The organism is Treponema sp. SP13 (genome assembly GCF_050938355.1).
Lineage (GTDB): Bacteria > Spirochaetota > Spirochaetia > Treponematales > Treponemataceae > Treponema_D > Treponema_D socranskii.
Window position 1 is genome coordinate 252,257 of sequence record NZ_JADOVM010000004.1, and the last position, 22,223, is coordinate 274,479.

Sequence of the window (22,223 nt, forward strand, 5' to 3'; positions counted from 1 at the left end):
ATGCAGCCGGCATTATCGCAACGTCGGCGCCGAAAATTATAGGTTATCAAAACCGTATTTCGTTCAATTCGAATGAAGCGTCACTTCTCCGCTGTCGAGAAAGCGCTCCTTTCCGTCTTCGGTTTTTACGATCAATTTCGCATCTTCACCGACGCCGAGCACTTGGGCATCGTAGGAACCCGCGCCGTTTACAACGGGGTGTACCCTTACCGTTTTTCCCGTTAAAAGCGAGCGCTCACGGTATTCTTCCATCGCACAGGCGAAACCTTTTTTGCCGGATGTGTAAATCGAAAGCACTTCGTTTACGATCGCCGCCGCAAGCGCGCTCCGTTTCGTATCCGCTTTTTTGTCGTCGAGCACGGAAGTTGCAATGTCTGCGATGTCGCGCGGAAAATTTTGCGGCGCGATATTTACGCCGATGCCGACGACCGCGCACGATATGCCGCCGCGCTCAAAATCGGTAAGGCCTTCGGTGAGGATGCCGCACACTTTTTTGCCGCGCATAAAAATATCGTTTACCCATTTGATCTTTGCATCGGCATCGTAAAGCGAAAAAAGCGCGCGGCACACACCGACTGCCGCCGTCGCGGTCAGGAGCGCAGGTGATTCGATTTTTTCCTTCGGCGCATAGATGATCGAAAGATACAAACCCGAACCGTCGGGCGAATAAAACGTACGGCGGAGCCTTCCGCGGCCGGCCGTTTGAGAAGACGCGATAATCACGGTGTTGTTGAGGGAGCGCACGTCGGAAGTTTCCGCCAAACGCCGCTTCGCTTCGGTATTCGTCGAATCGATTTTTTGATAGACGAAAACGCACGCACGAAAGGTTTCGTCGATAAGCGAAGCGACGGCTTCTTCCGAAAGGATGCCGCCCGTACCCAAAAGGTGATAGCCCCTGTTTGTTACGGCTTCGATTCGGGCACCCATAAGGCGCAGCTGCCTTACCGCTTTCCACACCGCCTGACGAGAGACACCCGATCTTTCGGCAAGCGCTTCGCCTGAAATAAAACCGTCTGCCGTCTCAGGCTTTGAAAGCGCGCACAGTACGGCATCGGCGGTTTTCACGATTTTTTCCCGAGCAGGGTAAAGTCTCCGACCGGAGTACAAAATGCGATGCCGCTTCCGGGCTCTGCAAGACAGGGCAGCGTACGAACGGCTTCAAAAACGCCGTCGAGCTTTTCGGAATCGATGATAATAAAAATCATCTCCTTTTCGGGGACGATTTCCATACCGAAAAATTTCGCATCTCCCGGCGTCGCAGTTCCCCGTGCATTGATGATCGTGCCCCCTCCGGCTCCCGCTTTCCGAGCTGCCGCCATAATATCGTCCGCATAACCTTTATTTGCGATCACGGTGATCATCTGATGTGTCGTTTTTTGAGCCATATAATCTCCGCCTCCCGAAACGGTTCCGGTTTTTAATAATTTTGCCGATTCGGCCGTAACGAGTACGCCGAATTTTTTCTTTTTCGCTTCCGATGCTGCGGTAATCGCACCGACAACGTCCGATTTTTTTTCTGCGGGAACGAGTATGTATACGATGTCTTTCGGCATATCGCCGAGGGCCAGCGCATGCAGCACGCCGCTTGCCGTCGTGCCGCGCCCCATCATAACAGTCCCGCCGCCCGCACCCGCAGTCACCGCAGTTTTTGTGATAAACTCGCCTTCGTCGTGCGGAACGATGCAGATTATTAAATCGTATGCCGTCATCACTTTTTATCACCTCCCCTTTTTTTATGCTGAAATACAAGGCCGAGCACTTGGATCGCAATAAGCGGCGTCATCGCGATGAGTGCGATAACACCGAATGCGTCGAAACTGCCTCCTGCCGCCTGAGACGCGCCGAGAGCAAACGAAAGCACAAAGGTCGAACTTATGGGCCCAGACGCGACGCCCCCCGAATCGAAGGCGATGCCGGTAAAGAGCTTCGGACAAAAGATCATCAATATAAGAGCAGTCGCATAGCCGGGTACGAGGATATACATGATATTGAATCCGGTGAGCGCACGCATCATCGCAAGCCCTATCGCAATCGCCGCTCCCGCCGACAAAAAAACGAGCAGCGCTTTTCGCTTTATCGTACCGCCCGAAATCGATTCGACCTGATCGGTGAGTACCCATACGGCGGGTTCTGCGCACACGACGACTGCACCGATCAAAAACCCCGTGCCGATAAGGAGCACCGTCCAAAGCCCGCCGCTTTGTGCTGCGCGCATGCCGAGCAGTTCACCGAGCTTTCTCCCCGCTGTCATAAAACCGCCGTTGACGCCGACGAGAAAAACGACGAGCCCGATATAACTGTAGATAAAACCCACAATCATACGGGCAACTTGCCTGGGCGGCAGGCGGAGCAAAAAAAACTGAAATACGACAAAGAGCACGAGAACCGGAAGAAGCGAAAAAGCGGCTTCCTGTACGATATGTGGCAGCACCGCAGTAAATGCGCGGAGCCCCTGTACCGCTTTTCCTCCCGCAAGCGCTGCAGCCGTTTCGGAAACGACGGATGCATGATGCGAAAGCATCAAACCGTAGAACAGCACCGCCATAATCGGCCCGACGGACGCCATCCCCGTAAGCCCAAAATTATCGCTTTGCGAATCGCTCGATCCGCCCTTCGAACTCAAGCGTGCGGATGAAACGCCGATACCGAGCGCCATGATAAAGGGCACCGTCATCGGCCCCGTCGTCGCTCCTCCCGAATCGAAGGCGATCCCGACAAAACTCTGCGGAGCTGCAAAGGCCAGTATAAAAATAACGACGTAGGAAATCGCAAGGATTATCTTCAGCGACAGGCGCATAACCGTACGCAAAAGTCCGAGCATAACGTACAGACCGACGCCGAGCGCAATCATCATGATAAAAATCAGTTTGTTTACGAGCGGAAAAACGCTCCGCACTTGATCGGCGAGCACTTGGATATCGGGCTCCGATGCGGTGACGAGAAAGCCGATGAGAAAAGACGCGCCGAGCAAAAGCGGAAGGTTCCTCCGCTTTGTCAACTCCGAACCGCCCTGCGCTCCGAGCGGAAGAATGCCGACATCGACGCCGAGCAAAAAAATCGTCAAGCCCGTGATGAGCAAAATGCCGCCGACAAAAAATCGCAAAAGCAGATCGTTTCCGAGCGGAGCTGCAGTGACTCCGAGTATGAGCACGATGGCCATAACGGGGAGAACGGACGACGCCGTCTCTTTAAATTTTTCCAAAAGGTTCATAGATGCTTAAGTACACACTCCGCTTATAATAATTTCATCATTTCGATAACGATGGCCGCGCTCTCTTCGGCGGCCGCTTTTTCGTTGAACGCAATCGCTTTTCCCCCGTTGTCGTCGGCGGCATCCGACATGGCGCGGATGATCACAAAGGGTACATCGTTCAAATAACACGTATGCGCGATAGCGGCTCCTTCCATTTCGATACACGCGGGATTGCACAGCTCTTTTATGCGCCGCTTTGCTTTTCCGTCCGCGATAAACCGGTCGCCTGAAGCGACGCGCCCTTTTACTAATGTATATTTTTTTGCCGCATCCGTTTTTGCAAATGCCTTTTCGGCCGCCCTGATTAAATTTTTATCCGCCGGAAAACAATACGCATCCATCTGCGGGATTTCGCAGGGTTTATAACCGAAAAGAGTTGCGTCAACATCATGATACATCGCGTCGGTTGAAACGACGACATCGAATACGCCGAGAGACGAAGCGGCCGCTCCCGCGATACCGGTATTTACGATATGCGTTACGCCGAATTCCGATATGAGGCGCTCGGCACAGAGAGCGGCGTTTACTTTACCGACGCCGCTTTTTACGACGACCGCGCGGACACCGGAAAGCATACCGTCGTAAAACGACAAGTGTGCCGATTTTATTAATTGCGGAGAACCCTTTCCGTCTGCTCCGGTCATGGAAGATGCAAGCGTTTGCACTTCGACTTCCATCGCTCCGATAATGCCGATCTTTTTCATGGATACTCCGATTTACGAATTGCCCTGCTTTTCATTCCGCGATTTGCGCGGACGATAATAATCACCGAGTCCCTTTTGCAGTTTGTCGTACAGATTCAATTTATAGATAATCACAGTCATGATCTTTTTGTGCAGGATAAAACCGGAAACCATTCCGCCGATAAATACGAGCGGAGAGGCGATTTGAATCGGGAGCGCGGATTTCAAATTGAAAACGCGATAGCACAGGACGGCGGCGAGGATGTACAGCACCGTCATCAAGACGAGCATGAGGATCACTTGAACGATGCAGCTTGCGATCGTAAAAAGAATCGTATTGCGCTTCAGCTCGCTTTTTTTAATAATTTCTTCGCGCCGCTTTTTTTCAGCTTCGATTTCCATACGATCGATATCGGAATAATTATTATATTCCATCGGGCTTCCTCCCGCTTTCCGCACCGGCCGTTTTCATAAATGAAACGATAAGAATCGCACAGCAAACGACGATCGATGCGTCTGCAACGTTGAACGTCGGCCACCGTTCAAGCGAAAACAATCCCGGCACGGCGATATTCGGGATATCGACATCGATAAAGTCGACGACGCCTTCGGCTCGCGCAAATCGGTCGATGAGATTTCCGAGCCCTCCTCCGACGATGCCGCAGATCGTCCACCGCTGCAGCTTTGTAAACGTATCGTTTCTGAAGTATACGGCAAACACGACGCCGATTACGACGAGCGGAAGGATCGCAAACAAAAATCGCCTGGCCGTATCGGGCAGGCTGTCGCCGACGCTGAATGCGACGCCCGTATTCGATACGTGCACGATGCGCAGTATGCCGCCGAAAAACGATGAACCGATCGTAAACGGCGATATCGTTTTGACGATTGCATATTTTGTGATTTGGTCGACGGCGACGACGACGAGCGTCAACACGAGCGGCCACAGTTTTGCCGCCTTCGTTCGATTATCCATAATAGTACAAGTATATCGATAAAATACGCAATCGGCTAGCACTCCGACACAGGATACACGGAAATCAATTTTTACCTGAAAAAGCCGAATGGCGAGTTTAAAGGGTAAATACAATTACATTTTTTTGATTTCGGCTTCCGAGAAGCCGGTCATTCGTTGTATAAAAAAAGACATATATAAGCTCCTGAACTTTTCGTTCCGTTTCGCTTTTTCGACAAACGCATTGATCCGCTGCGTAAAACCGCTCGCCGTCCGCCTCTCGCAAAGATACTGCAGCAATGCACATAATTCAGGCTCATCTTCTTTACTGTAGGCGTTCACATTATAAAACACCTTATACGATTGTCAGCAAAAAGAATACTGCCGTCTTCACTGCACACGTTATGGAACGTATATACGGGTAAGCCTGCGTTGAACGGATCTTTCAAACAGATAAAGATGAAATAATTCTCCTCCGAAATTACTTCAAAAAACTCCGAAATCGCAATATCTCCGCGATATATATAGCAGAGATGTTATCCCGGAGGTTTTATGGCAATACACAATCGTCGGTATAAAGATTCCGTCTTTGTCGATTTTTTCGGCGAAGACAAAAACGCAAAAGTGAACTTCCTCGCCCTCTACAACGCGCTCCACGGGACTCACCTCGACATATCTGTCGAGCTCAAGCCGCTCCGTCTCGAACAGGTGATGTATATGGCATTCCGCAACGATGTCGCCTGCCTCGTCGACGGAAAGATCATCGTATTGGTCGAGCATCAATCGACTGTCAATGCGAACATGCCGCTCCGCTTTTTACAGTACGCAGCACGCCTCTATGAACGCATTCAAAACCCGCGCGACCGCTATCTCCGCAGGTTGAAAAAGATTCCTACGCCGGAGTTCTATGTGTTCTATAATGGGGAAGAAGATTACCCCGAAACCGCGACATTACGCCTTTCCGATGCCTTTATGACGATACCCGAAAAACCCTCTCTCGAAGTCGTTGTCAGCGTGACGAATATCAATTATAATAAGGGAAGTGAAATCTTACATACATGTAAACCGCTGAAAGAGTACACGCTGTTCGTAGATGCCGTACGGAAACACACGAAACTCGACAGTGAAAACGGCTTCCAAAATGCGATCAAAGAGTGCATACAAAACGACATCTTACGGGAATACTTACAGCGAAAAAGCCGGGAGGTGATGAACATGTTAATTGCCGAATATGATTACGATGTCGACATAGCCGTGCAGCGGGAAGAAGAAAGAGAAATCGCACTTCAGGAAGGCTCATATCAAAAAGCACTTGAAACGGCAAAGCTCATGCGAACGCACAACTATCCGATTGCCGAAATCTGCACGATGACCGGCCTTTCTGCTGAAGAAATTGAAAATCTTTCAGAATGAGCAGTGATGAACATGTTAATTGCCGAATACGATTACGACGTGGACATAGCCGTGCAGCGGGAGGAAGAAAGAGAAATTGCCTTGAAAGAAGGCGAAGCGAAAGGCCTTTCCGAAGGCTCGTATCTAGCGAAGCTTGAAACGGCAAAGCTGATGAAGCAGGCACATTGCAAACTTGATTTTATTATGCAGATGACCGGTCTCACCGAAGCGGAAATCGAACAGTTGTAAACAGAGCCGTCTCGCGCGGTAACAATTCGTCATATCTCGATTCGGCGCACCTGCCCTGAAAACAATAATTAATAAAATGAAAATATCACGTGTCCTTGATAAATAATTAATAAAAGTTGTGAAAATCAGCGGAATATGTTATAATAATAAACGGCGGTTTATCCCGTCGAAGAGGAGGTTTATGATGAACAAAGTAAAATCGAACCCTGTACATCTGTATAGGGGGGGGGGAGCTCGGTAAAGCCCTTTTAAAAAAAGTACCGATTGCAGCGGCCGGCGTTTTGCTTTTTGCCGCAGCGCTCGTTTTTACAGGCTGCTCCAACGGCAGCGATTCGGGAGGCGGCACCCCGCCCATACCGCCGACTAAATACGCCATAACATTCAGCGTGGACAGCACTACGCCAAACGGCACGCTTACAGCGGCAGTCGGCGGAACCGAAATCAGTTCGGGTGCTGAGGTGGAACAGGGTAAAACGATTGTCTTTACGGCAACACCTGATTCGGGCTTTCATGTAAAGGGCTGGACGCTTGACGGCAAGGCCGTAAACGGCACAAACAGTTCCTATTCATTTCCTGTTACCAAGGCGGCCGAGGTTAAGGTGAGCTTTGAAAGCAACAGCACGCCGCTTCCGCAGTACGCCGTAACTTTCAGTGTGGAAGGCGCAAACGGTACGCTTAAAGCAAAGGCGGACGGCGTCCCCGAAACGGATGTGAGCCCCATAAATGTCGAAAAAGGCAAAACGGTAACCTTTACGGCCTTTCCGGCTGCGGGCTACGAGGTAAAGGAGTGGCAGATATTCGGCACGGGAATGGCGTTTGAAGCGGGTACGGGAACTGCGGGAAACAACACGGCGAAGGTAAATCTTCAAGCCGATCTTACCGTAAAGGTGAGCTTTAAAGTGCAAACGCTTACTCCGAAGCACTTGGTAACGATGAGTGCCGGTGCAAACGGCAGCATAAGTGCCGAACCCGCCCTTCCTGCAGACGGTATGGTAAATAAGGACACGACTATCGTCTTTACCGCCTCTCCTGATTCAGCAAGCTACACGGTGGACGCGTGGACGATTACGGGCGGACAAGTCCTTTCAGGCGGAAGTCCTGGAAGCAGCACGGCTATGGTAAAAATAACCGAGCCGGTAACGGTTGCCGTGAGCTTTAAGTTAAAGCCTCCTACCGCATATACCGTCAGCTTCGGCGTTGCAGGCACTAACGGAAGCATAAGCGCAAAGTACAAGGCGGACGGGACAGCCTTTACTTCCGGCACTGCGGTTGCCGAAAACACCGTACTCGTCTTTACGGCCTCTCCTGATTCAGCAAGCTACAAGGTGGAAAAATGGACGGTAAACGGCACAGCCGTACCGGGCAATACCTCAACCACCTACGAGCACACTGTAACACAGCTGGCGGATATAAGTGTATCCTTTGTGTCTTCCGTAACTATTCCCGATAATTTTACGCTCCCAAACGGCGCAGAGTATAAAGTAACCGACAAGGCGCAAAAGCAGGTAATAATGACAAAGCGGGAAAACGATTTTAGCGGCACCGTCTATACCGTCAACGTAACGGTTGAGTACTCGGGTATTACCTACACCCTCACCGGTTTCAGCGGCTCCTGTATAACTAAGTTCGGTGAGTTAATCCCCTCATTAGAAGCCTTTGCCTTAAGCAGCGAAAGTTCATTTTTAAGCGTAGACGGCGGCATTTTATTCGATAAGGTTAAAACAAAGTTGATCCGCTATCCGAACGGTAAAACCGGCACCTCTTATAGGGTGCCCGACGGCGTCAGGGTGCTGGGAGAATACTCTTTTTACAACAGTGACAATCTTACTTCACTTATTTTGCCGACAGGTCTTACAACGGTGGAAGATTCTGCTTTGGACTATTGTCCGAATTTACAAACGATCAACCTTCCTTCTACGCTCACTTCCATAGGGCTGAGATTCCTCGGTTACAGCAAGGTGGAAGATGTTAAGATTCCCGAAGGCATTACCGACCTGTCTCGAGACTTTCTTTACAGGTGCAATAGGCTTAAAACGGTTGAAGTGCCGTCTACCCTTAGTACAACGAACTGGTCATTCTGCTATGAATGTACGGCATTGCAAAGCGTTACCTGCAAGAGGGCAACCCCTCCGGCATTGGGTGACTATGCTTTTGAGGGCGTAACCTTGTCCGGCGTAACATTAAAAGTGCCCGCCGTCTCGGTCAGCGCCTACGAAAATGCCCCGTTCTGGAAGGACTTTAAAAAGCCGTTTGTGGCACTGCCGTAATTTCAATGGGTAATGTGTAATTGGTAATGGGTAATTGGTAATTGTTTTGTACCCCGCCTCAGGATGGCGGTGGTACAAACTTGAAAGTTTTAGACGAAGACTAAAACTTTAAGCTGAAAAATGTACTCTGGATGTACATTTTTCAGCAGTTTTTTTGTGTGCGTGGAAGCGCTTTCTACTTTTAAATTTACATCGCTCCCTTTTAAAGTCCTTTAATCTGTGATATAATATGACAAGTGAGAGGGCAGTTATGAGTACTTCAAACAGAAAATATAAAGACTCCGTTTTTGTCGACCTTTTCAGTGAAGACGAAAAAGCAAAAGAGAATTTTTTGTCGCTTTATAATGCTTTGCACGGTACAAATCTACCAATGTCTTGTCCGGTCGAAAATATAAAACTCGATAATGTTATGTACATGAACATAATCAATGACGTTTCCTGCCTTGTCGATGGTAAAATCATCGTGTTGGCTGAACATCAATCAACTATAAACGAAAATATGCCTTTGCGTTTTTTGGAATACATATCTCGGCTCTACGAAAAACTGCAAGCACCGACAGACAGGTATTTAAGAACGCTGTCAAAAATCCCCACGCCTGAATTCTACGTCTTTTACAACGGCAAGGAAGACTATCCTGAAACTACAGCCTTAAAACTGTCCGATGCATTTATAACAAAGCCTGAATACGCCCCGCTGGAACTGACGGTGCAGGTTTTAAACATCAACACGGACAAAGCAAATAAAGTTTTAACGGCCTGCAAACCGCTTGAAGAATACAGCCTCTTTGTAGAAGAGGTAAGAAAGCAAACCCAACTAGACCCAGAAAACGGCTTTACCAATGCGGTAAAGATATGTATAGAAAAAGGAATCTTAAAAGAATATTTAATGAGAAAATCACGGGAGGTAATAAACATGTTAGTAGCCGAATATGATTATGATACGGACATTGCAGTACAGAGAGCTGAAGAAAGACAAATAGCCTTTGCCGACGGTTCATACCAAAAAGCTCTTGAAACGGCACGGATTTTAAAACAGCTTGGGGATTCCGTAAAAAAGATAATGCAAGCTACCGGTCTAACTCAAGAAGAAGTGGAATCGATTAGCTAATTTATAATTCGGTTTATTCCCGGCTTCCGTGTCGGGGATAAACCTCGAGTTTTTGCAAATCCTGACGGCTTTGCAAAAACGTCGATTACGTACAGCGTTCCCGACCTCGTGTCGGAACGGATAAAAGATTTATTTGGGGGAAGAGAAAACCTATGGTTGCGGCACAGATGGGGTTCCGAGCCCGCAAAAAATTCTGCACAAGCGAAGCGCGGAAGCCTTTTTGCGGAATGGGTTCCCATTTGTGCCCTAAACGGGGTGTTTTCTCCCCCTAAAAGAAACTTCGGCTTTTTTTAAGGGAGTAAAAGTGGGCAGGACGCCCATACGGGGAAAAGTCCGTCGAGTTTTCGACAGAAAACTCGCAGCTTAAAAATGTACTCTGGATGTACATTTTTAAGCTGTTTTTTTGTGCGAGGGATGAGCTCAATGCCAAAACGCCTCGTGTTCGACACCTCGTTCGTTGCCGGTTTTATACGCCAACTATAGTGGAAAAATAATTGCAAAAACTTTTCCCTTTTGTTCCTGTTTTTATACCGTCTGCGCCTATAATTAGGTACGGAGGTATGTATGAGAAAAAGTTTTGACGATTTAACGATTGCCGACGATTTTATGTTTTGCAAAGTCATGCAGGACGAAGGCATTTGCAAGCAATTTCTTGAAATGATTTTGGTAGGGCAAATCGGGAAAATCATCTACCTGTCGCCGCAAAACAGCGTGACAACCGGCATCGAAGCAAAATCGGTGCGTCTTGATTTGCTCGTAAAAGACGAGGCGGGGAAATCTTACGACATCGAAATGCAAGTAAGCAACGAACACAATCTTCCGAAACGCATGCGATACTACCAAGCGGCAATCGACATCGCATTCTTAGACAAGGGCGAGCACTACAAAGCATTAAACGACAGCTACATTATCTTTGTGTGCGTGTTCGATGCAATCGGAAAGAATAAACCGATTTATACATTTGAGAATATTTGTCTTGAAGACCAGCACACACCCTTACGCGACGGGACAAAAAAGGTTATAATAAACGCACAAGCATTTAGAAAAGCCGAAGACAAAGAACTGAAAGGTTTTTTGGAGTACGTCAAAACCGGAACGGTGAATACGGAGTATACCGGGAGGATAGAAACGATGATACAGACAGTAAAGAATAATGAACAGGCACGGCAGGAATACCGCTTTATGTCGGGGTTTGAGATGGACGCGAGGGAAGAGGGCGTACAACAAGGCTTTGCCGACGGTTCGTACCAAACAAAACTCGAAACGGCAAAGAATTTACTTGATTTAGGCTTGTCGGTTGAAAACATAGCGCAAGCTACTGGTCTATCCAGAGAAGAGGTGGAAAATCTGTAATCCGTTTTTTTAGCGACAAGGCTTTTGGCATGAATACATAGCCGGAAGATAACAACGGGTGTTGTCTGCGTGTGCACACATCGCATACAGACGGCTTTAAGTTCGCAATTGTTTGCTGCCATCCGTGGCAGACAGTCCCGCATTGTTTGAGTGTTCAAAGTGAAGCGGCGCGTCCCGCCGTTTACAATTCCGTCGGCATATCGATAAAAACCGTCTCTATGTGCAGGTCTTTTTCAAGCTTTGCGCGCACGAGGTTGACTCCGACGGTTTCGGTTTCGTAATGCCCTCCGGCGATAACGTTGATCCCCGCTTCTTTTGTATAGTGATAATCTTCATGCTCGAAAGCTCCCGTAATATATGCGTCCAGCTTCGCGGCAGCCGCCTGTTGTACGTCTTCGCCCGCTCCTCCCGAAACGATTCCGACCGTGCGTATGTCTCGCACGCCGAACGGAAAGACGGACGCTTTTTTTTCGGGACGCATGACGAGGGAAGCGAGTTCGTCGACGGTAAGCGGTTTTCGAAGCACGCCTTTTACACCGATCGTCATATTCCGCCACTCGCCGAAGGGTTCCGTTTTTTTCAGGCCGATGCGTTCGGCGAGTCCCGCGTTGTTTCCGACCTTTTCGTGTGCATCGAGCGGAATGTGATATGCACACAGCGCGATATCGTTTTTAATAAAAGCGGCGACGCGTTTGTAGTGCACGCCGGTCAAAACCGTACAGTCGCCCCAAAACAATCCGTGATGCACGAAAAGCACCTGCGCGCCGAGAGAGGCCGCTTCGAGCGCAGTAGCTTCGCAGGCATCGACGGCAAATGCGATTTTATCGACGGGTTTGTACTCCGGATCGCTGTTTTGAATTTGGATGCCGTTTCGCGATACGTCGTGCGGAAAATTTTCCGGGTGTAAAAACGAATTAAAATATTTGTCGAGTTCTGCGAGCGTCATAGTTTCGCCTCCCGATTATTAAAACGGAGCTGCCGAAAACCGGTCGGCTTTTACAGCAGCTTCCGCAGTCTCTTATCGAATGCGCCGAACCGTCTCCGACACGAGGGAGCGCGGAACGCGCAAAGCCGTATCGCGTTCGACGCCGAAAAAAGAAGCGAGCAGCGGATCGGTCTGTTCGATACAGCCGAAACCGGGTGTACGGTATTCGGGAACGCTGTCGAGTGCAAGCGCCCCCGTTACGTTTCCGTTCGTCTGCCTGATAAAATCGACGGCTGCTCCGTCGGCCATACCGTCGCATGCGATAAACAATTCGACGCCGCTTCCGAATTTTCGTCTCGCGATATCCCGCATCGCGCCGAATTCGCGGATCATGCCGAACGTATAAAAATCCTTTTGGCGGGAAAAGCGTTCCGCTTGCAGGAGATAGGACGCGATCATCGAATATTTGCGGAAGATGCGCAGATCGGCAAACGAATTGAACCAGCGTCCGTCGGCAGCATAAAAATCGCAGGCGAGCACCGTATAGCCCTGTGCGGCGAGCAGTACCATGTACGGCCGGTACGAAGCGGCATCGGCACGCTTATCGCTTCCGACGATAACGACGGGAGACGATTTTTTTTCGCCTGCAGGTTCGTATATATAGAGCATTGCGGAAGTCTTTTCAAAGTATTCCGCTTCGGTAAAGCCCGATGCAAAGGATCCGGCAAGCCTTGTTTTCGTTTCCGCGACGCCGAAGTCTGCGGGGTCGAGTGCGACGGGTATATACCGTACGATAACGCCTGCAAGCGCCAGAGAAGCGATGAAAATGCATACCGACAAAACGATAAAGACGAAAGAATAATGATCGACGTAGAGCTTCGACGCAAAGCGGAAAAGCGCGCGGGCATTGGTAAAAAGCGCGATCACGGCAAGAACGAAGAGAGCGGCAGAAATGCAATCGATATTCCATGAAAAAATCTGCAAAACGACGACGGCAAGAGATACCGGTACGAGAACGGCTGCAGTGTCGACGCGTTCGTATTTGAGAAAAAAAATCCGCGCGCTCGAGCACGCAAGCAAAACCGCCGCAAGCAGATCGCCGAAAACGGAATGCACCATAGGCGTATCATAGCTGAAACAAGTAAAATGCGCAATCGAAGCGTACAGCTCAAAAATGCGCGCCTCACGTATCGACTCACGTAAAAAGCAAACCCAATGCGCGGAATTGCAGGACCGGCATTTTTGATATATAATAGAATGGGTGTTTTTAAAAACTGAAGTTTTTGGACAGCCCCGAGTATAAAAGTTTACCGTTTCAGAGGTAGAGATTGTATTCCAGGACAGTAAGCGAATCGCCCGAATCGATTGTCGCCGACGGTACCGCGCAGTTCGGTACGTTTTCAAATCCGCCGCAAAAGCTCGACATCAAGGGGATTAAAGCTCCGTTCGGCGGTATTCCGATCCCTGCGTTTTTAACGAATTTCCGAATCAAAAGCCGGCTCGCTTATATGTTTTCGATCGGCGATTATATCGGCATGGTCGAATTTTTCGACGATAAGCTGTTCGGACTCGCGGAAGTAATATTTTGGTACCGATCCACCGGCAAAAAATTCGTCTATCATACGTTCATGCTCCCGCGCTTCCGCTTCGTTCCGATACGGCTCGATAAAGCCGCCTGCGTCAATCACAAAAAATCGCGCTATATCCGCATTTCGTGGAACCGCAAGCGCGACCGCATATCGCTCGTGTTCAGCGTAAAAGGCGATGCCTCTCGTCCTGCGGCGACGGGTATGTTCGTGTCTCACTTCAGCGATCCGCTGCACTCCGAGCTTGTCGTCGTTGCACCCGCTCCGACAACGAGGCGCTGTTCGGCTTCTTGGCTCACCGCGATGTGTACGGAAGGTTCGCTCAATCTCCTCGCGGGAAAAAAGACGCCCGCCGTTCCGATGCGGAATATGTCGGGGCTCGCGTTTATGGTGATGAACCGCACGTATTACCGTTACCATTCAAAAAGCAAAATGATGTGCGGTCTGGGCGACTATGAGGGACGAAAATTGCTGTTCCGCTTTACGATGACGAATATGGATTCCGAAGAAGCCGACGACTGCAACGAAAACGTCGTCGTATTCGACGGAAAGTTGACGCCGATGCCCGCCGTGACGATCACGCATCCGTTCGGCAGCGGCAAAACGTGGATCGTGCAGGATACCGAATCTATGGTCGATTTAACGTTTACGCCCGTGTCGATCAGCAAACGCGTTTTGAGCATCCTCGTCATGCGTACCGATTACAGCGCAATTTTCGGTACTTTCGACGGCGTACTGCTCACCGGTACCGGAGAAAAACTTACGCTGAAAAATTTTCCCGGTATCGTGAAAAAAAGCAGACTGCGTATCTGAAGATTTTCAAAGCGGGCAGCGATCGATCTTCATTCGGGTAGGTCGCGATTTTTTCCAACGGAGGTGTGGGAATGGCCAACGAATCTCTCAATAAAACCGCTGATTGGGCGCCCGGTACGCTCGATAAAACGAGAAAGGCTATAGGTGATATCGATCCGCAAGAAGCGGCGACGATGGCGAAAAAACTCGGAGGCGAAGTGTTAAATGAACGCTCGATTCTTACCGATCCGTCTTCGAAAGGAATAACGCACGCTCGCCGCCCCGCGCCTATTCCGTCCCGCAGCGCTTCGGGTACATCTTCGGGAAACCGTGCAAAACCATCCGATGCGCGAACTTCGCAGCATACGGTCGTAAAGCACAGGAGAAAAAACGATCTGCAGATGCTTCCTCCGAAACTCTGCGCGGAAATCGACAAGCTTATGATGTCGGACGAATATCAAATCAAAGCGAATTACGGTATCTTTAATTTTATCCGGCGCTTTCAAAAAGACGGAACGGAAAAAATTTTGCCGGCGTTTTACGACGTAACGCTGAAGCTCTACATCGATCAGATGGAAGCCTTTATCACCGTCATTAAGATGCTCATACAGATGGCGCCGAATACGTACAAAGCGAAGATCGCCGGCGGTGCCGATATCAAATTCAAATTCCTGCGAACGGTTGCCGGATGGACGATGCAAGACATCAAATTCTCATACGACGATCTGTTCGCGCTGCCGCAGCCGCTGCTCGTATGCGATCTCATACCTTTTATCCGCGCAGTATATCGCCCGCTCATGACGGTTTATTATTACGGCAGTTCAAAGATACCGAAAATTATTAAGGAGATTTACGCCGACGAAATCGTCTATCCCGATACCGACAAAGAAAAGCTCCAATCGCTCGCAAAAGAAGCGATCACCAAGTGGCTCTACATCGATACGGAAATCATCAGGAAATTATATCCGCTGCTCATGCGCATGTGTTCCGATACCTATGAAGCGTATCCGGTATTTTTTTCGGCAAAAGTTGCGGACATCCTGCAGTTTATCGGTCTTCACAAATTCGACTTACTGCTTCCCGATAAACCGAAAGAAGCCAAAGCACCCGAACGAAAAGAAAACATCGTACACGAAGTGCGCGGCAAGCGCGATGAAACCGTCAACACGGGGTTAAACTTGCTCGACCGGCTGTTTCCCGAAGCCGGTTTTCAAAAACTCGATATGCACCCCGATCTGTTTCCGTATTTTCAGCCGCTCTATAAATTCGATGACGGCTTTAATATTTTATCGCCGTCGAATCCGATACAGCTGACGATCGTATTGCTTCGCATCATTGAAGATTTTTTTCAGGGATGCCGTAACATCTCTTTTGTTAAAGAGGAAACGGGCAGCGCTCAATCGGATTCGATCGATGCGGTACTCGATACGTGGTCGGCATACAGGGAAGACGTTTTTAATAAATTATATGCCGAACCGCTCATCTACTTCACCAATCAAATATATTCTCAAAGCGATTTCGAAGCTTCGTCGTTCGGCAAAAAATCGATTACGGCGCTTTTATGGCAGGCGCAGTATCAGTTTTTACCCGAGTTGAAATTCAAGCCGCTCGTACTCGAGCGTCCCGCAAACGACAGCAAATATCCGCCATTGTATAAGCGTGTCGACTTTGTGCGGAAATACCTTACCCGCGCCGCAAACGCATGCGACGCCGTAGCGCACGTGCACGGAACCGTCGATTCGATACGCAATCCATGGGAGCATTATCGCTTCGATATTCCGAATGAAATTTCAAAGCGGCTCGACGTTTTGCTCGGCGCACAAAACACGACGGCGACGACAAATGCGACAAATGCAAATTTATTAAAATACACGCTGTGCATCGTCGCCGTGCTCGACTGGTGGCTCAACAATCCCGACAGTCCCGCATATTCAGTACCCCCGACGCAGATATACCGCATTTCGGAAGAGGACGGCAAACCTCAGTTTTCGGTACCGGAGCGTCACGATCAAAATAAATTGTTTGCCGAAGCGATACGCACGGCATATCAAAAAAAATAAAAGTGAGTCTCGAAAAACTTCAATTTTTTGAGGCTTTCCTATGTTTAAATATCTTTTACGGAGTTTTTTTATGGACAAAAACAAATTATTAAATTCGGTCGGAAAAATCGGCGTCAAACCGTTTATCATCCTCATACTCGTACTGCTGTTTTTAATTCCGCTGCACATGCTCGATTCTCTCGTCGACGATAGAAAATCGTATCAAAGGGACGCCGTGCGTTCCATACTCGAACCGAAGGGAGGCGCTCCGGTCATCGAAGGCTTTGCGCTCGCCGTACCGTTTAAAAAGACAGTCGACGTATGGGAAAACGGGACGAAGAGGACGGAGCGGAAAACGAGCCACATCGTATGCGTACCGGAAATGTGGAACATGCGCTTTTCCGCAAAACCCGAATACTTGACACGCGGCATTTTTAAAGCGCCGGTGTTTTCGGGTACGGTCTATTCCGACGGCGCATTTTCCGCAGCCGACTATTCGTATAACAAAATAGACGAGCGCGATATCGTGTGGAGCGAATGCGTTTTGATGCTCGGTATTTCAAACAAAAAGAATTTAACAAAACTGCCCGCCGTCACGGCCGACGGAACACCGCTCGAAATGTCGCCTATGTCGCCCGATGCGGCAAGTCCGTTTTCAAATACGGTGTTTTACAACGTACCTGCCGAATACTGCAAAAAAGGCTTTGCTTTTACTGCGGAAACGGCTATCCAAGGCGGGCAGTATTTTGCCGCGATGCCGCTTGCCGGCGATAATACGTTTTCCGTCGAATCGACGTGGCCGACGCCCGGCTTTACAGGCGGCTGGCTTCCGACCGAGCGCAGCATTTCCGATGCGGGCTTTTCCGCAGTGTGGAATATCGCAGGTCTTTCGACCGCTTTTCCGAAAGAGTGGATCGCATCCGAAAAAGAAGACGCGCCTTCCTCGTCGCGCAAGTCCAATCAAAAATATGCGTACAATTCATACGACAGCGACGACGCGGAAACCGTGCAGATCGATTTCGTAACACCGGTCGACAATTATCAAAAAACCGAGCGGAGTATAAAATACGCGCTCCTCTTTTTAATAATTCCGTTTATCACGATATTTATCTTTGAAATTTTTACACATATAAAAATCCATCCGGTACAGTATTGTTTGATAGGTCTCGCCGATGTGATCTTTTACCTGCTGCTCCTGTCGGTTTCAGAGCACATTCCGTTCGGTACGACCTATTGGATCAGTTCGGCTGCAGTGAGTTTTCTTTTGCTGTTTTATGCATCCGCGATTTTCAAAAAACCGAAATGGGGAGCCTGCTTTGCGCTCGTACAGATGACGTCGTATATATTTTTGTTCGGCACGCTGCAAGCCGAAGATTACGCGCTTTTGATCGGCAGTCTCGGTTTGTTCTTCGTCGTTACGCTGCTTATGGTGCTGACGCGCAAAATCGACTGGTACGCCGCACAGGAAGAAAATTGAAGGAAGCGCGGGGACAGATCGCCCTTGCAAAATTATTAAAAGAACGGAACGCTGTTCCGAGCGCTCGGCTTTTGTCGTATGTGTGGCGTTTCAGCGTACCCGGTATGCTCGCTCAAGTTTCTTCCATTTTGATGCAGTATATCGACGCGGCGATGGTCGGGCGATTGGGTGCACAAGCGGCGGCTTCGATAGGGCTCGTTTCACCGGCACTGTGGATGTTCGGCGGATTGACGCATTCGATTGCGACCGGCTTTACCGTGCAGACCGCACAGGCGGTCGGTGCCGGTGACGGACGGAGAGCAAAGCGCCTGTTACGCCAAGCGATCGTCGTGTGTACGATTTTTTCGAGCGTCGTCGCCTCTCTGAGCGTTTCGGTAAGCGGCATGCTGCCCGCGTGGCTCGGAGCCGAAGATGCGATCAGGGGCGACGCTTCATTTTATTTTTCGCTCTTCCAGCTCGCGCTCCCGGTTTTTCAAATCGTGTATTTGATGAGCGGTATGCTGCAGGCATCCGGCGATATGAAAACTCCGGGCGTATTGAATGCGCTCATGTGCGCTCTCGATGTCGCATTCAATTATCTGTTTATCGTCATACTGCATCTCGGAGCGGCGGGTGCGGCGTACGGTTCCGTGTGCGCAGCCCTTGTGACCGCCGTTTTGATTTCGTATTACACGCTTCGAAAATCTTCCGAACTTGCGCTTATCGAAAAAGATACGTGGAAAATCGATAAAGGCGATTTTAAGCGCGCTCTGAAGATCGGCGTACCCGTCGGTGCCGAACAGACGGCGTGGAGCGGAGCCGTCGTCGCATCGATGCGTTTTATCGCACCCCTCGGTGCCGTTTCCCTCGCGGCGAATTCCTTTGCCGTAACGGCCGAGTCGCTGTGTTATATGCCCGGCTTCGGCATAAAGGAAGCGGCCGTAACCCTCGTCGGGCAGAGCGTCGGAGCCCGGCATAGCGATTTGTCGAAACGTTTTGCCCGGCTCACGACGGCGAGCGGCATGATCGTGATGACGGCGACGGGTGCGCTCATGTACGCGATCTGCCCTGCCGTGTTTGCCTTTCTTACGACGGACGCAGCCGTGCGAACGCTTGCAGTACGCGTTTTGCGCATCGAGCTGTTTGCCGAGCCGCTTTTCGCCGCCTCCATTGTCGCCTCCGGCGCCCTTCGCGGAGCGGGCGATACCCTCGTTCCCGGCATCATGAACCTCGTAAGTCTGTGGGGAGTGCGCATCGTACTGACGATTTTACTCGTGCCGAGATTCGGATTGTACGGCGCGTGGATCGCGATGGGCATCGAACTCTGTTTTCGCGGTACGATTTTTTTAGTGCGGCTTGCCTCAACGAAGTGGGAAAAAGCCGCGTATGCGGGATAAGAGCGGGCGAATCGATGTCAGTGAGAGAGTTTTCCGTTTTTCCGCAGATAGGAAAAGACCGAATCCTCTCCGATAAAGTGTCCTGCTCCGGCAAAAATAAAAGTCGTCCCTCCTTCGGAAAGCCATACCGCGATTTTTTTCGCCCATGCTCTGTTCCTTTCGGTAAAAGTTTTTTCGTAGTACGCTTTGTACAGCGCTGCTTTGGCGGCCGGTTCGCCGTCGGTTCGATACGATTCTTTTAGAAGCGCATCGAGAGAAGCGGCATCGTCTGTAAAGTACGCGTCGTAGAGCTTACGGACGAATTGCTCGATGTCGTTCGCTCCGGCGATATCGTCGAGTACGTCTTGCAGCATGACCAGCTGTTCATCGTATGTGCCGAATGCCAGCACATCAAACTGCGTTTCCAAATCGTCGAGACCTTCCATCTCCCTGTTTTGCCGATAAGACAAAAGCATAAATTGACCGTCGAGTCCCTGCTCTGCGGAAAGACCGGAGTTCGTATAGACGAGGGATTGAAGCGAAAGATTCGTTACCCACGGTTCGAAGAGATCCGTTTGTTCGGCTTCGGCTTTGCCGAGTACGGAATAGAGCGCACGTTTTTGTTCGCTCGTGAGCGCGTCCGAGATACGCCTCCCGCCCGCGCTGCGGACGCTTTCGCGTATGCGGTTTTGCAGTTCGTTTTGAAACTTCGCCCAATCGGCCGTTGAAATCTCTCCGACGATCCTGTCCGCGGAATTCCACGCTTCGACGACGGAAGGCGCAAGCGGATACAAGCGTTTGTTTCCGACGTGAATCGTCCCCTGTATGTATACGACGGAGGGTTTGCCGTCTGCGTCAACGCCGTCGATTTGCCAAAACATGCGTGCCCGTTCTGTAACGTACGCTGTGTTTTTTACCGCTCGGTTCGACGCGCAGGAAACGAATGCACTCAATACGAGCGGCAATAAAATCAGTGTGATATTCTTTTTCATCATCTTTCAGCCTTTTTTTCGGCGTTGAACACCGTTTTTTGATTATGGGAACGCAGCTATCCGAAAATTGCACATGAATCCCTGCATTCGAAACAACAAAAAAGCCCAGGTAATCCACGGCACGCCGCACATCCGACTACCGCTGCTGCATTCCTGCTCTGACGGGGTTTGCCGGCGTTCGGCTGCATGGCACCTGGGCATAACGGAAAGAGGGGGATTCGAACCCCCGGTGCCTTTTGGGCACGCACGCCTTCCAAGCGTGTACCTTAAACCACTCGGACATCTTTCCTAAAATATTTCCAGCATAAAATAATAAGATGAATAATAAAAACGATTTTTGCTCGGCGCTCGCTCCGGTTCGAATCCCTTAACGATTTTTACAACACCCGTTAAGCGGAAAGAGGGGGATTCGAACCCCCGGAACCCAAAAGGGTTCAACGGTTTTCGAGACCGTCCGGATCGACCACTCTCGCATCTTTCCTTACGCGGCTATAAGCCGTACGAGACTAACACGATTCGAACGTGCGACCCCCACCTCCGCAGGGTGGTGCTCTAATCCAGCTGAGCTATAGTCTCAAAAAAAAATTAACAATACGGAAGCGACAGGAGTCGAACCTGCCCAGCCCTTACGGAACTGACGGATTAGCAATCCGTTGTATTACCGCTCTACCACGCTTCCGATTCGTCCGACGGCGCCGTAAACGATGCACGAGCGATGCCCATTGAAAACCGATGCGATAAAAATCACAGGCGATTTTGCTGTCCGGAGCGAGAGGGATTCGAACCCCCGGAGGATTGCTCCTCAATAGTTTTCAAGACTACCTCCATCGACCGCTCGGACATCGCTCCAAAAGACGTAGTATCAGCATATCAAATTATCACTTTTTGTGTCAAGTATAAGATCGGCGATTTCTGCGACCGTGACAAACGAAACCTTGTTGATTTACACATAATCGAGTATATTTACATTATGAGAAAAACAGATTTTATGCTCGGCGCACTGCTTGCAGTCGTTGCGCTCATGATGATCATAGCGCCGGAACAATGTATAAAAGTCGCCGTTATCGCCCTTGGTATCGAAGCCGTCGTAAACGGCATATTCAATTTAATTAAAATACGGCAGCTCGTCGATGACAAATCGTTTCAGCTCACCGTCCTCGTTCGGAGCCTTATCAGCATCGTCATCGGCATCCTCGCGATCGTTTTGCCGCTGCGCTTCGCCGAAGCGATGTGGACGATTATGCTCTATGTACTCGCAGCGTACCTCCTCGCATCGGCCTTTCTCGAACTGTACATGCTCGCAAAACTCCGCGATACGAATATAGAGCGCCGGCGCTATATGCTCGAAGTGATCATATCGTTTGTCGGCGCGATCGTATTGTTTATCGTACCGCAGCAAATCGGTCTCATACTCGTGCGCATCCTCGGCCTTTTGCTGCTTGCGGTAAGCGCGGGGTATATATTATTCGAATGGCACGATCGCCCGATCGTCGTCGATGAAGTCGAAGTCGTAGACGACATTCAGCCGCCCGTTTCCGACGCGCTGCCGAAAACCGATACGGAAAGCGGACGTACGGAAAAATAAAGCGTACCGGTACATTAAAATTATTAATTAGCCGAGTTTGGTGTGTAAAACGGATGGAATAAGGCACGAGACGTCGTTGGACAGCTTTGCGTACATCGCCTGCTCCGGCTTGAGCAATTTCAGTTCCGTAGAAAAATCTCGGTATGTTTTTATAAGGAAATGATGTTTTTCAAGTGTAATCACATAGGGGAAGGGATAAATCGGCTGAAACT

20 protein-coding genes, 5 tRNA genes and 1 other RNA gene are annotated in these 22,223 nt (G+C 49.7%); 10 read left to right on the forward strand and 16 right to left on the reverse strand.

Features of this window, described 5'->3' with window-relative positions; genetic code table 11:
- Positions 1-63 precede the first annotated feature (63 nt).
- The 7 genes from IZU26_RS09070 to IZU26_RS09100 form a co-directional block, all read right to left on the reverse strand.
- Entirely contained in the window at positions 64-1,065 is a 1,002-nt protein-coding gene (locus IZU26_RS09070) for a biotin--[acetyl-CoA-carboxylase] ligase (RefSeq protein WP_433278471.1), read from the reverse strand.
- Positions 1,062-1,709, reverse strand: a complete 648-nt coding sequence (locus IZU26_RS09075) for a P-II family nitrogen regulator (RefSeq protein ID WP_433278473.1) — start codon at positions 1,707-1,709, stop codon at positions 1,062-1,064. The genes IZU26_RS09070 and IZU26_RS09075 overlap by 4 nt, the downstream gene beginning before the upstream one ends.
- Positions 1,709-3,211: a DUF1538 domain-containing protein gene (locus IZU26_RS09080; protein WP_433278475.1), complete on the reverse strand. Its 1,503-nt coding sequence runs from the start codon at positions 3,209-3,211 to the stop codon at positions 1,709-1,711. The genes IZU26_RS09075 and IZU26_RS09080 overlap by 1 nt, the downstream gene beginning before the upstream one ends.
- Positions 3,212-3,234: 23 nt before the next feature.
- On the reverse strand, positions 3,235-3,957 hold the full coding sequence (locus tag IZU26_RS09085; protein ID WP_433278477.1) for a 5'-methylthioadenosine/adenosylhomocysteine nucleosidase: 723 nt from the start codon (positions 3,955-3,957) through the stop codon (positions 3,235-3,237).
- A 12-nt stretch (positions 3,958-3,969) separates the two neighbouring features.
- Positions 3,970-4,371 carry a hypothetical protein gene (locus IZU26_RS09090; RefSeq protein WP_433278480.1) on the reverse strand — a complete coding sequence of 134 codons (402 nt, stop codon included), beginning with the start codon at positions 4,369-4,371 and terminating at the stop codon, positions 3,970-3,972.
- Positions 4,361-4,912 carry a signal peptidase II gene (gene lspA / locus IZU26_RS09095; RefSeq protein WP_433278482.1) on the reverse strand — a complete coding sequence of 184 codons (552 nt, stop codon included), beginning with the start codon at positions 4,910-4,912 and terminating at the stop codon, positions 4,361-4,363. The genes IZU26_RS09090 and lspA overlap by 11 nt, the downstream gene beginning before the upstream one ends.
- Positions 4,913-5,026: 114 nt before the next feature.
- Positions 5,027-5,233, reverse strand: coding sequence for a hypothetical protein (locus IZU26_RS09100; protein WP_433278484.1), 207 nt, complete (start codon positions 5,231-5,233; stop codon positions 5,027-5,029).
- Between the two features lie 210 nt (positions 5,234-5,443).
- Here IZU26_RS09100 and IZU26_RS09105 point away from each other — a divergent pair, with 210 nt between their 5' ends.
- From IZU26_RS09105 to IZU26_RS09125, 5 genes are all read left to right on the forward strand, one after another.
- The gene (locus IZU26_RS09105; protein ID WP_433278486.1) at positions 5,444-6,304 is read left to right on the forward strand and encodes an Rpn family recombination-promoting nuclease/putative transposase; all 861 of its coding nucleotides are present in this window, start codon (positions 5,444-5,446) and stop codon (positions 6,302-6,304) included.
- Positions 6,305-6,310: 6 nt separating this feature from the next.
- Positions 6,311-6,532, forward strand: coding sequence for a hypothetical protein (locus IZU26_RS09110; protein ID WP_433278488.1), 222 nt, complete (start codon positions 6,311-6,313; stop codon positions 6,530-6,532).
- 281 nt (positions 6,533-6,813) lie between these two features.
- A complete protein-coding gene (locus tag IZU26_RS09115) occupies positions 6,814-8,799 on the forward strand; it encodes a leucine-rich repeat protein (RefSeq protein ID WP_433278490.1) in 1,986 nt (661 codons plus the stop codon).
- Positions 8,800-9,049: 250 nt separating this feature from the next.
- Positions 9,050-9,907 (forward strand): Rpn family recombination-promoting nuclease/putative transposase, encoded by an 858-nt coding sequence (locus tag IZU26_RS09120; RefSeq protein ID WP_433278492.1) that lies wholly within the window; start codon positions 9,050-9,052, stop codon positions 9,905-9,907.
- A 564-nt stretch (positions 9,908-10,471) separates the two neighbouring features.
- Positions 10,472-11,260 (forward strand): Rpn family recombination-promoting nuclease/putative transposase, encoded by a 789-nt coding sequence (locus IZU26_RS09125; protein ID WP_433278494.1) that lies wholly within the window; start codon positions 10,472-10,474, stop codon positions 11,258-11,260.
- 181 nt (positions 11,261-11,441) lie between these two features.
- On the opposite strand, the gene IZU26_RS09130 is transcribed toward IZU26_RS09125, so the two are convergent.
- The gene (locus IZU26_RS09130; protein ID WP_433278496.1) at positions 11,442-12,206 is read right to left on the reverse strand and encodes a Nif3-like dinuclear metal center hexameric protein; all 765 of its coding nucleotides are present in this window, start codon (positions 12,204-12,206) and stop codon (positions 11,442-11,444) included.
- 72 nt (positions 12,207-12,278) lie between these two features.
- Positions 12,279-13,304 (reverse strand): hypothetical protein, encoded by a 1,026-nt coding sequence (locus IZU26_RS09135; RefSeq protein ID WP_433278498.1) that lies wholly within the window; start codon positions 13,302-13,304, stop codon positions 12,279-12,281.
- A gap of 209 nt (positions 13,305-13,513) precedes the next feature.
- Between IZU26_RS09135 and IZU26_RS09140 the strand changes: the two genes are divergently transcribed.
- The 4 genes from IZU26_RS09140 to IZU26_RS09155 all read left to right on the forward strand — a co-directional run bounded on the left by IZU26_RS09140 (position 13,514) and on the right by IZU26_RS09155 (position 19,455).
- Complete coding sequence (locus tag IZU26_RS09140) at positions 13,514-14,584, forward strand: hypothetical protein (RefSeq protein WP_433278500.1); 1,071 nt, start codon at positions 13,514-13,516, stop codon at positions 14,582-14,584.
- Between the two features lie 71 nt (positions 14,585-14,655).
- On the forward strand, positions 14,656-16,623 hold the full coding sequence (locus IZU26_RS09145) for a hypothetical protein (RefSeq protein ID WP_433278502.1): 1,968 nt from the start codon (positions 14,656-14,658) through the stop codon (positions 16,621-16,623).
- 70 nt (positions 16,624-16,693) lie between these two features.
- Positions 16,694-18,079, forward strand: coding sequence for a cell envelope integrity protein CreD (creD, locus tag IZU26_RS09150; RefSeq protein WP_433278504.1), 1,386 nt, complete (start codon positions 16,694-16,696; stop codon positions 18,077-18,079).
- Entirely contained in the window at positions 18,076-19,455 is a 1,380-nt protein-coding gene (locus tag IZU26_RS09155) for an MATE family efflux transporter (protein WP_433278506.1), read from the forward strand. The genes creD and IZU26_RS09155 overlap by 4 nt, the downstream gene beginning before the upstream one ends.
- Before the next feature lie 17 nt (positions 19,456-19,472).
- On the opposite strand, the gene IZU26_RS09160 is transcribed toward IZU26_RS09155, so the two are convergent.
- From IZU26_RS09160 to IZU26_RS09190, 7 genes are all read right to left on the reverse strand, one after another.
- Positions 19,473-20,429: a TraB/GumN family protein gene (locus IZU26_RS09160; RefSeq protein ID WP_433278508.1), complete on the reverse strand. Its 957-nt coding sequence runs from the start codon at positions 20,427-20,429 to the stop codon at positions 19,473-19,475.
- A gap of 97 nt (positions 20,430-20,526) precedes the next feature.
- Positions 20,527-20,625, reverse strand: an RNA gene (gene ffs, locus IZU26_RS09165) — signal recognition particle sRNA small type.
- Positions 20,626-20,629: 4 nt separating this feature from the next.
- Positions 20,630-20,715: transfer RNA gene (locus IZU26_RS09170), tRNA-Ser, on the reverse strand.
- Between the two features lie 105 nt (positions 20,716-20,820).
- Positions 20,821-20,907: transfer RNA gene (locus tag IZU26_RS09175), tRNA-Ser, on the reverse strand.
- 20 nt (positions 20,908-20,927) lie between these two features.
- Positions 20,928-21,002, reverse strand: a tRNA-Arg gene (locus IZU26_RS09180).
- An 18-nt stretch (positions 21,003-21,020) separates the two neighbouring features.
- A tRNA-Ser gene (locus IZU26_RS09185) sits at positions 21,021-21,105 on the reverse strand.
- A gap of 85 nt (positions 21,106-21,190) precedes the next feature.
- Positions 21,191-21,275, reverse strand: a tRNA-Ser gene (locus IZU26_RS09190).
- A gap of 121 nt (positions 21,276-21,396) precedes the next feature.
- Here IZU26_RS09190 and IZU26_RS09195 point away from each other — a divergent pair.
- A complete protein-coding gene (locus tag IZU26_RS09195; RefSeq protein ID WP_021495444.1) occupies positions 21,397-22,011 on the forward strand; it encodes a DUF308 domain-containing protein in 615 nt (204 codons plus the stop codon).
- Positions 22,012-22,223: the final 212 nt, after the last annotated feature.

Bases quoted from the DNA above. Each gene is read 5' to 3' on its own strand.
- IZU26_RS09075 (WP_433278473.1), bottom strand. From the start codon at position 1,709: ATGACGGCATACGATTTAATAATCTGCATCGTTCCGCACGACGAAGGC.
- IZU26_RS09080 (WP_433278475.1), bottom strand. From the start codon at position 3,211: ATGAACCTTTTGGAAAAATTTAAAGAGACGGCGTCGTCCGTTCTCCCC.
- IZU26_RS09085 (WP_433278477.1), bottom strand. From the start codon at position 3,957: ATGAAAAAGATCGGCATTATCGGAGCGATGGAAGTCGAAGTGCAAACG.
- IZU26_RS09090 (WP_433278480.1), bottom strand. From the start codon at position 4,371: ATGGAATATAATAATTATTCCGATATCGATCGTATGGAAATCGAAGCT.
- lspA (WP_433278482.1), bottom strand. From the start codon at position 4,912: ATGGATAATCGAACGAAGGCGGCAAAACTGTGGCCGCTCGTGTTGACG.
- IZU26_RS09105 (WP_433278486.1), top strand. From the start codon at position 5,444: ATGGCAATACACAATCGTCGGTATAAAGATTCCGTCTTTGTCGATTTT.
- IZU26_RS09110 (WP_433278488.1), top strand. From the start codon at position 6,311: ATGAACATGTTAATTGCCGAATACGATTACGACGTGGACATAGCCGTG.
- IZU26_RS09120 (WP_433278492.1), top strand. From the start codon at position 9,050: ATGAGTACTTCAAACAGAAAATATAAAGACTCCGTTTTTGTCGACCTT.
- IZU26_RS09125 (WP_433278494.1), top strand. From the start codon at position 10,472: ATGAGAAAAAGTTTTGACGATTTAACGATTGCCGACGATTTTATGTTT.
- IZU26_RS09130 (WP_433278496.1), bottom strand. From the start codon at position 12,206: ATGACGCTCGCAGAACTCGACAAATATTTTAATTCGTTTTTACACCCG.
- IZU26_RS09135 (WP_433278498.1), bottom strand. From the start codon at position 13,304: ATGGTGCATTCCGTTTTCGGCGATCTGCTTGCGGCGGTTTTGCTTGCG.
- IZU26_RS09145 (WP_433278502.1), top strand. From the start codon at position 14,656: ATGGCCAACGAATCTCTCAATAAAACCGCTGATTGGGCGCCCGGTACG.
- creD (WP_433278504.1), top strand. From the start codon at position 16,694: ATGGACAAAAACAAATTATTAAATTCGGTCGGAAAAATCGGCGTCAAA.
- IZU26_RS09160 (WP_433278508.1), bottom strand. From the start codon at position 20,429: ATGATGAAAAAGAATATCACACTGATTTTATTGCCGCTCGTATTGAGT.
- IZU26_RS09195 (WP_021495444.1), top strand. From the start codon at position 21,397: ATGAGAAAAACAGATTTTATGCTCGGCGCACTGCTTGCAGTCGTTGCG.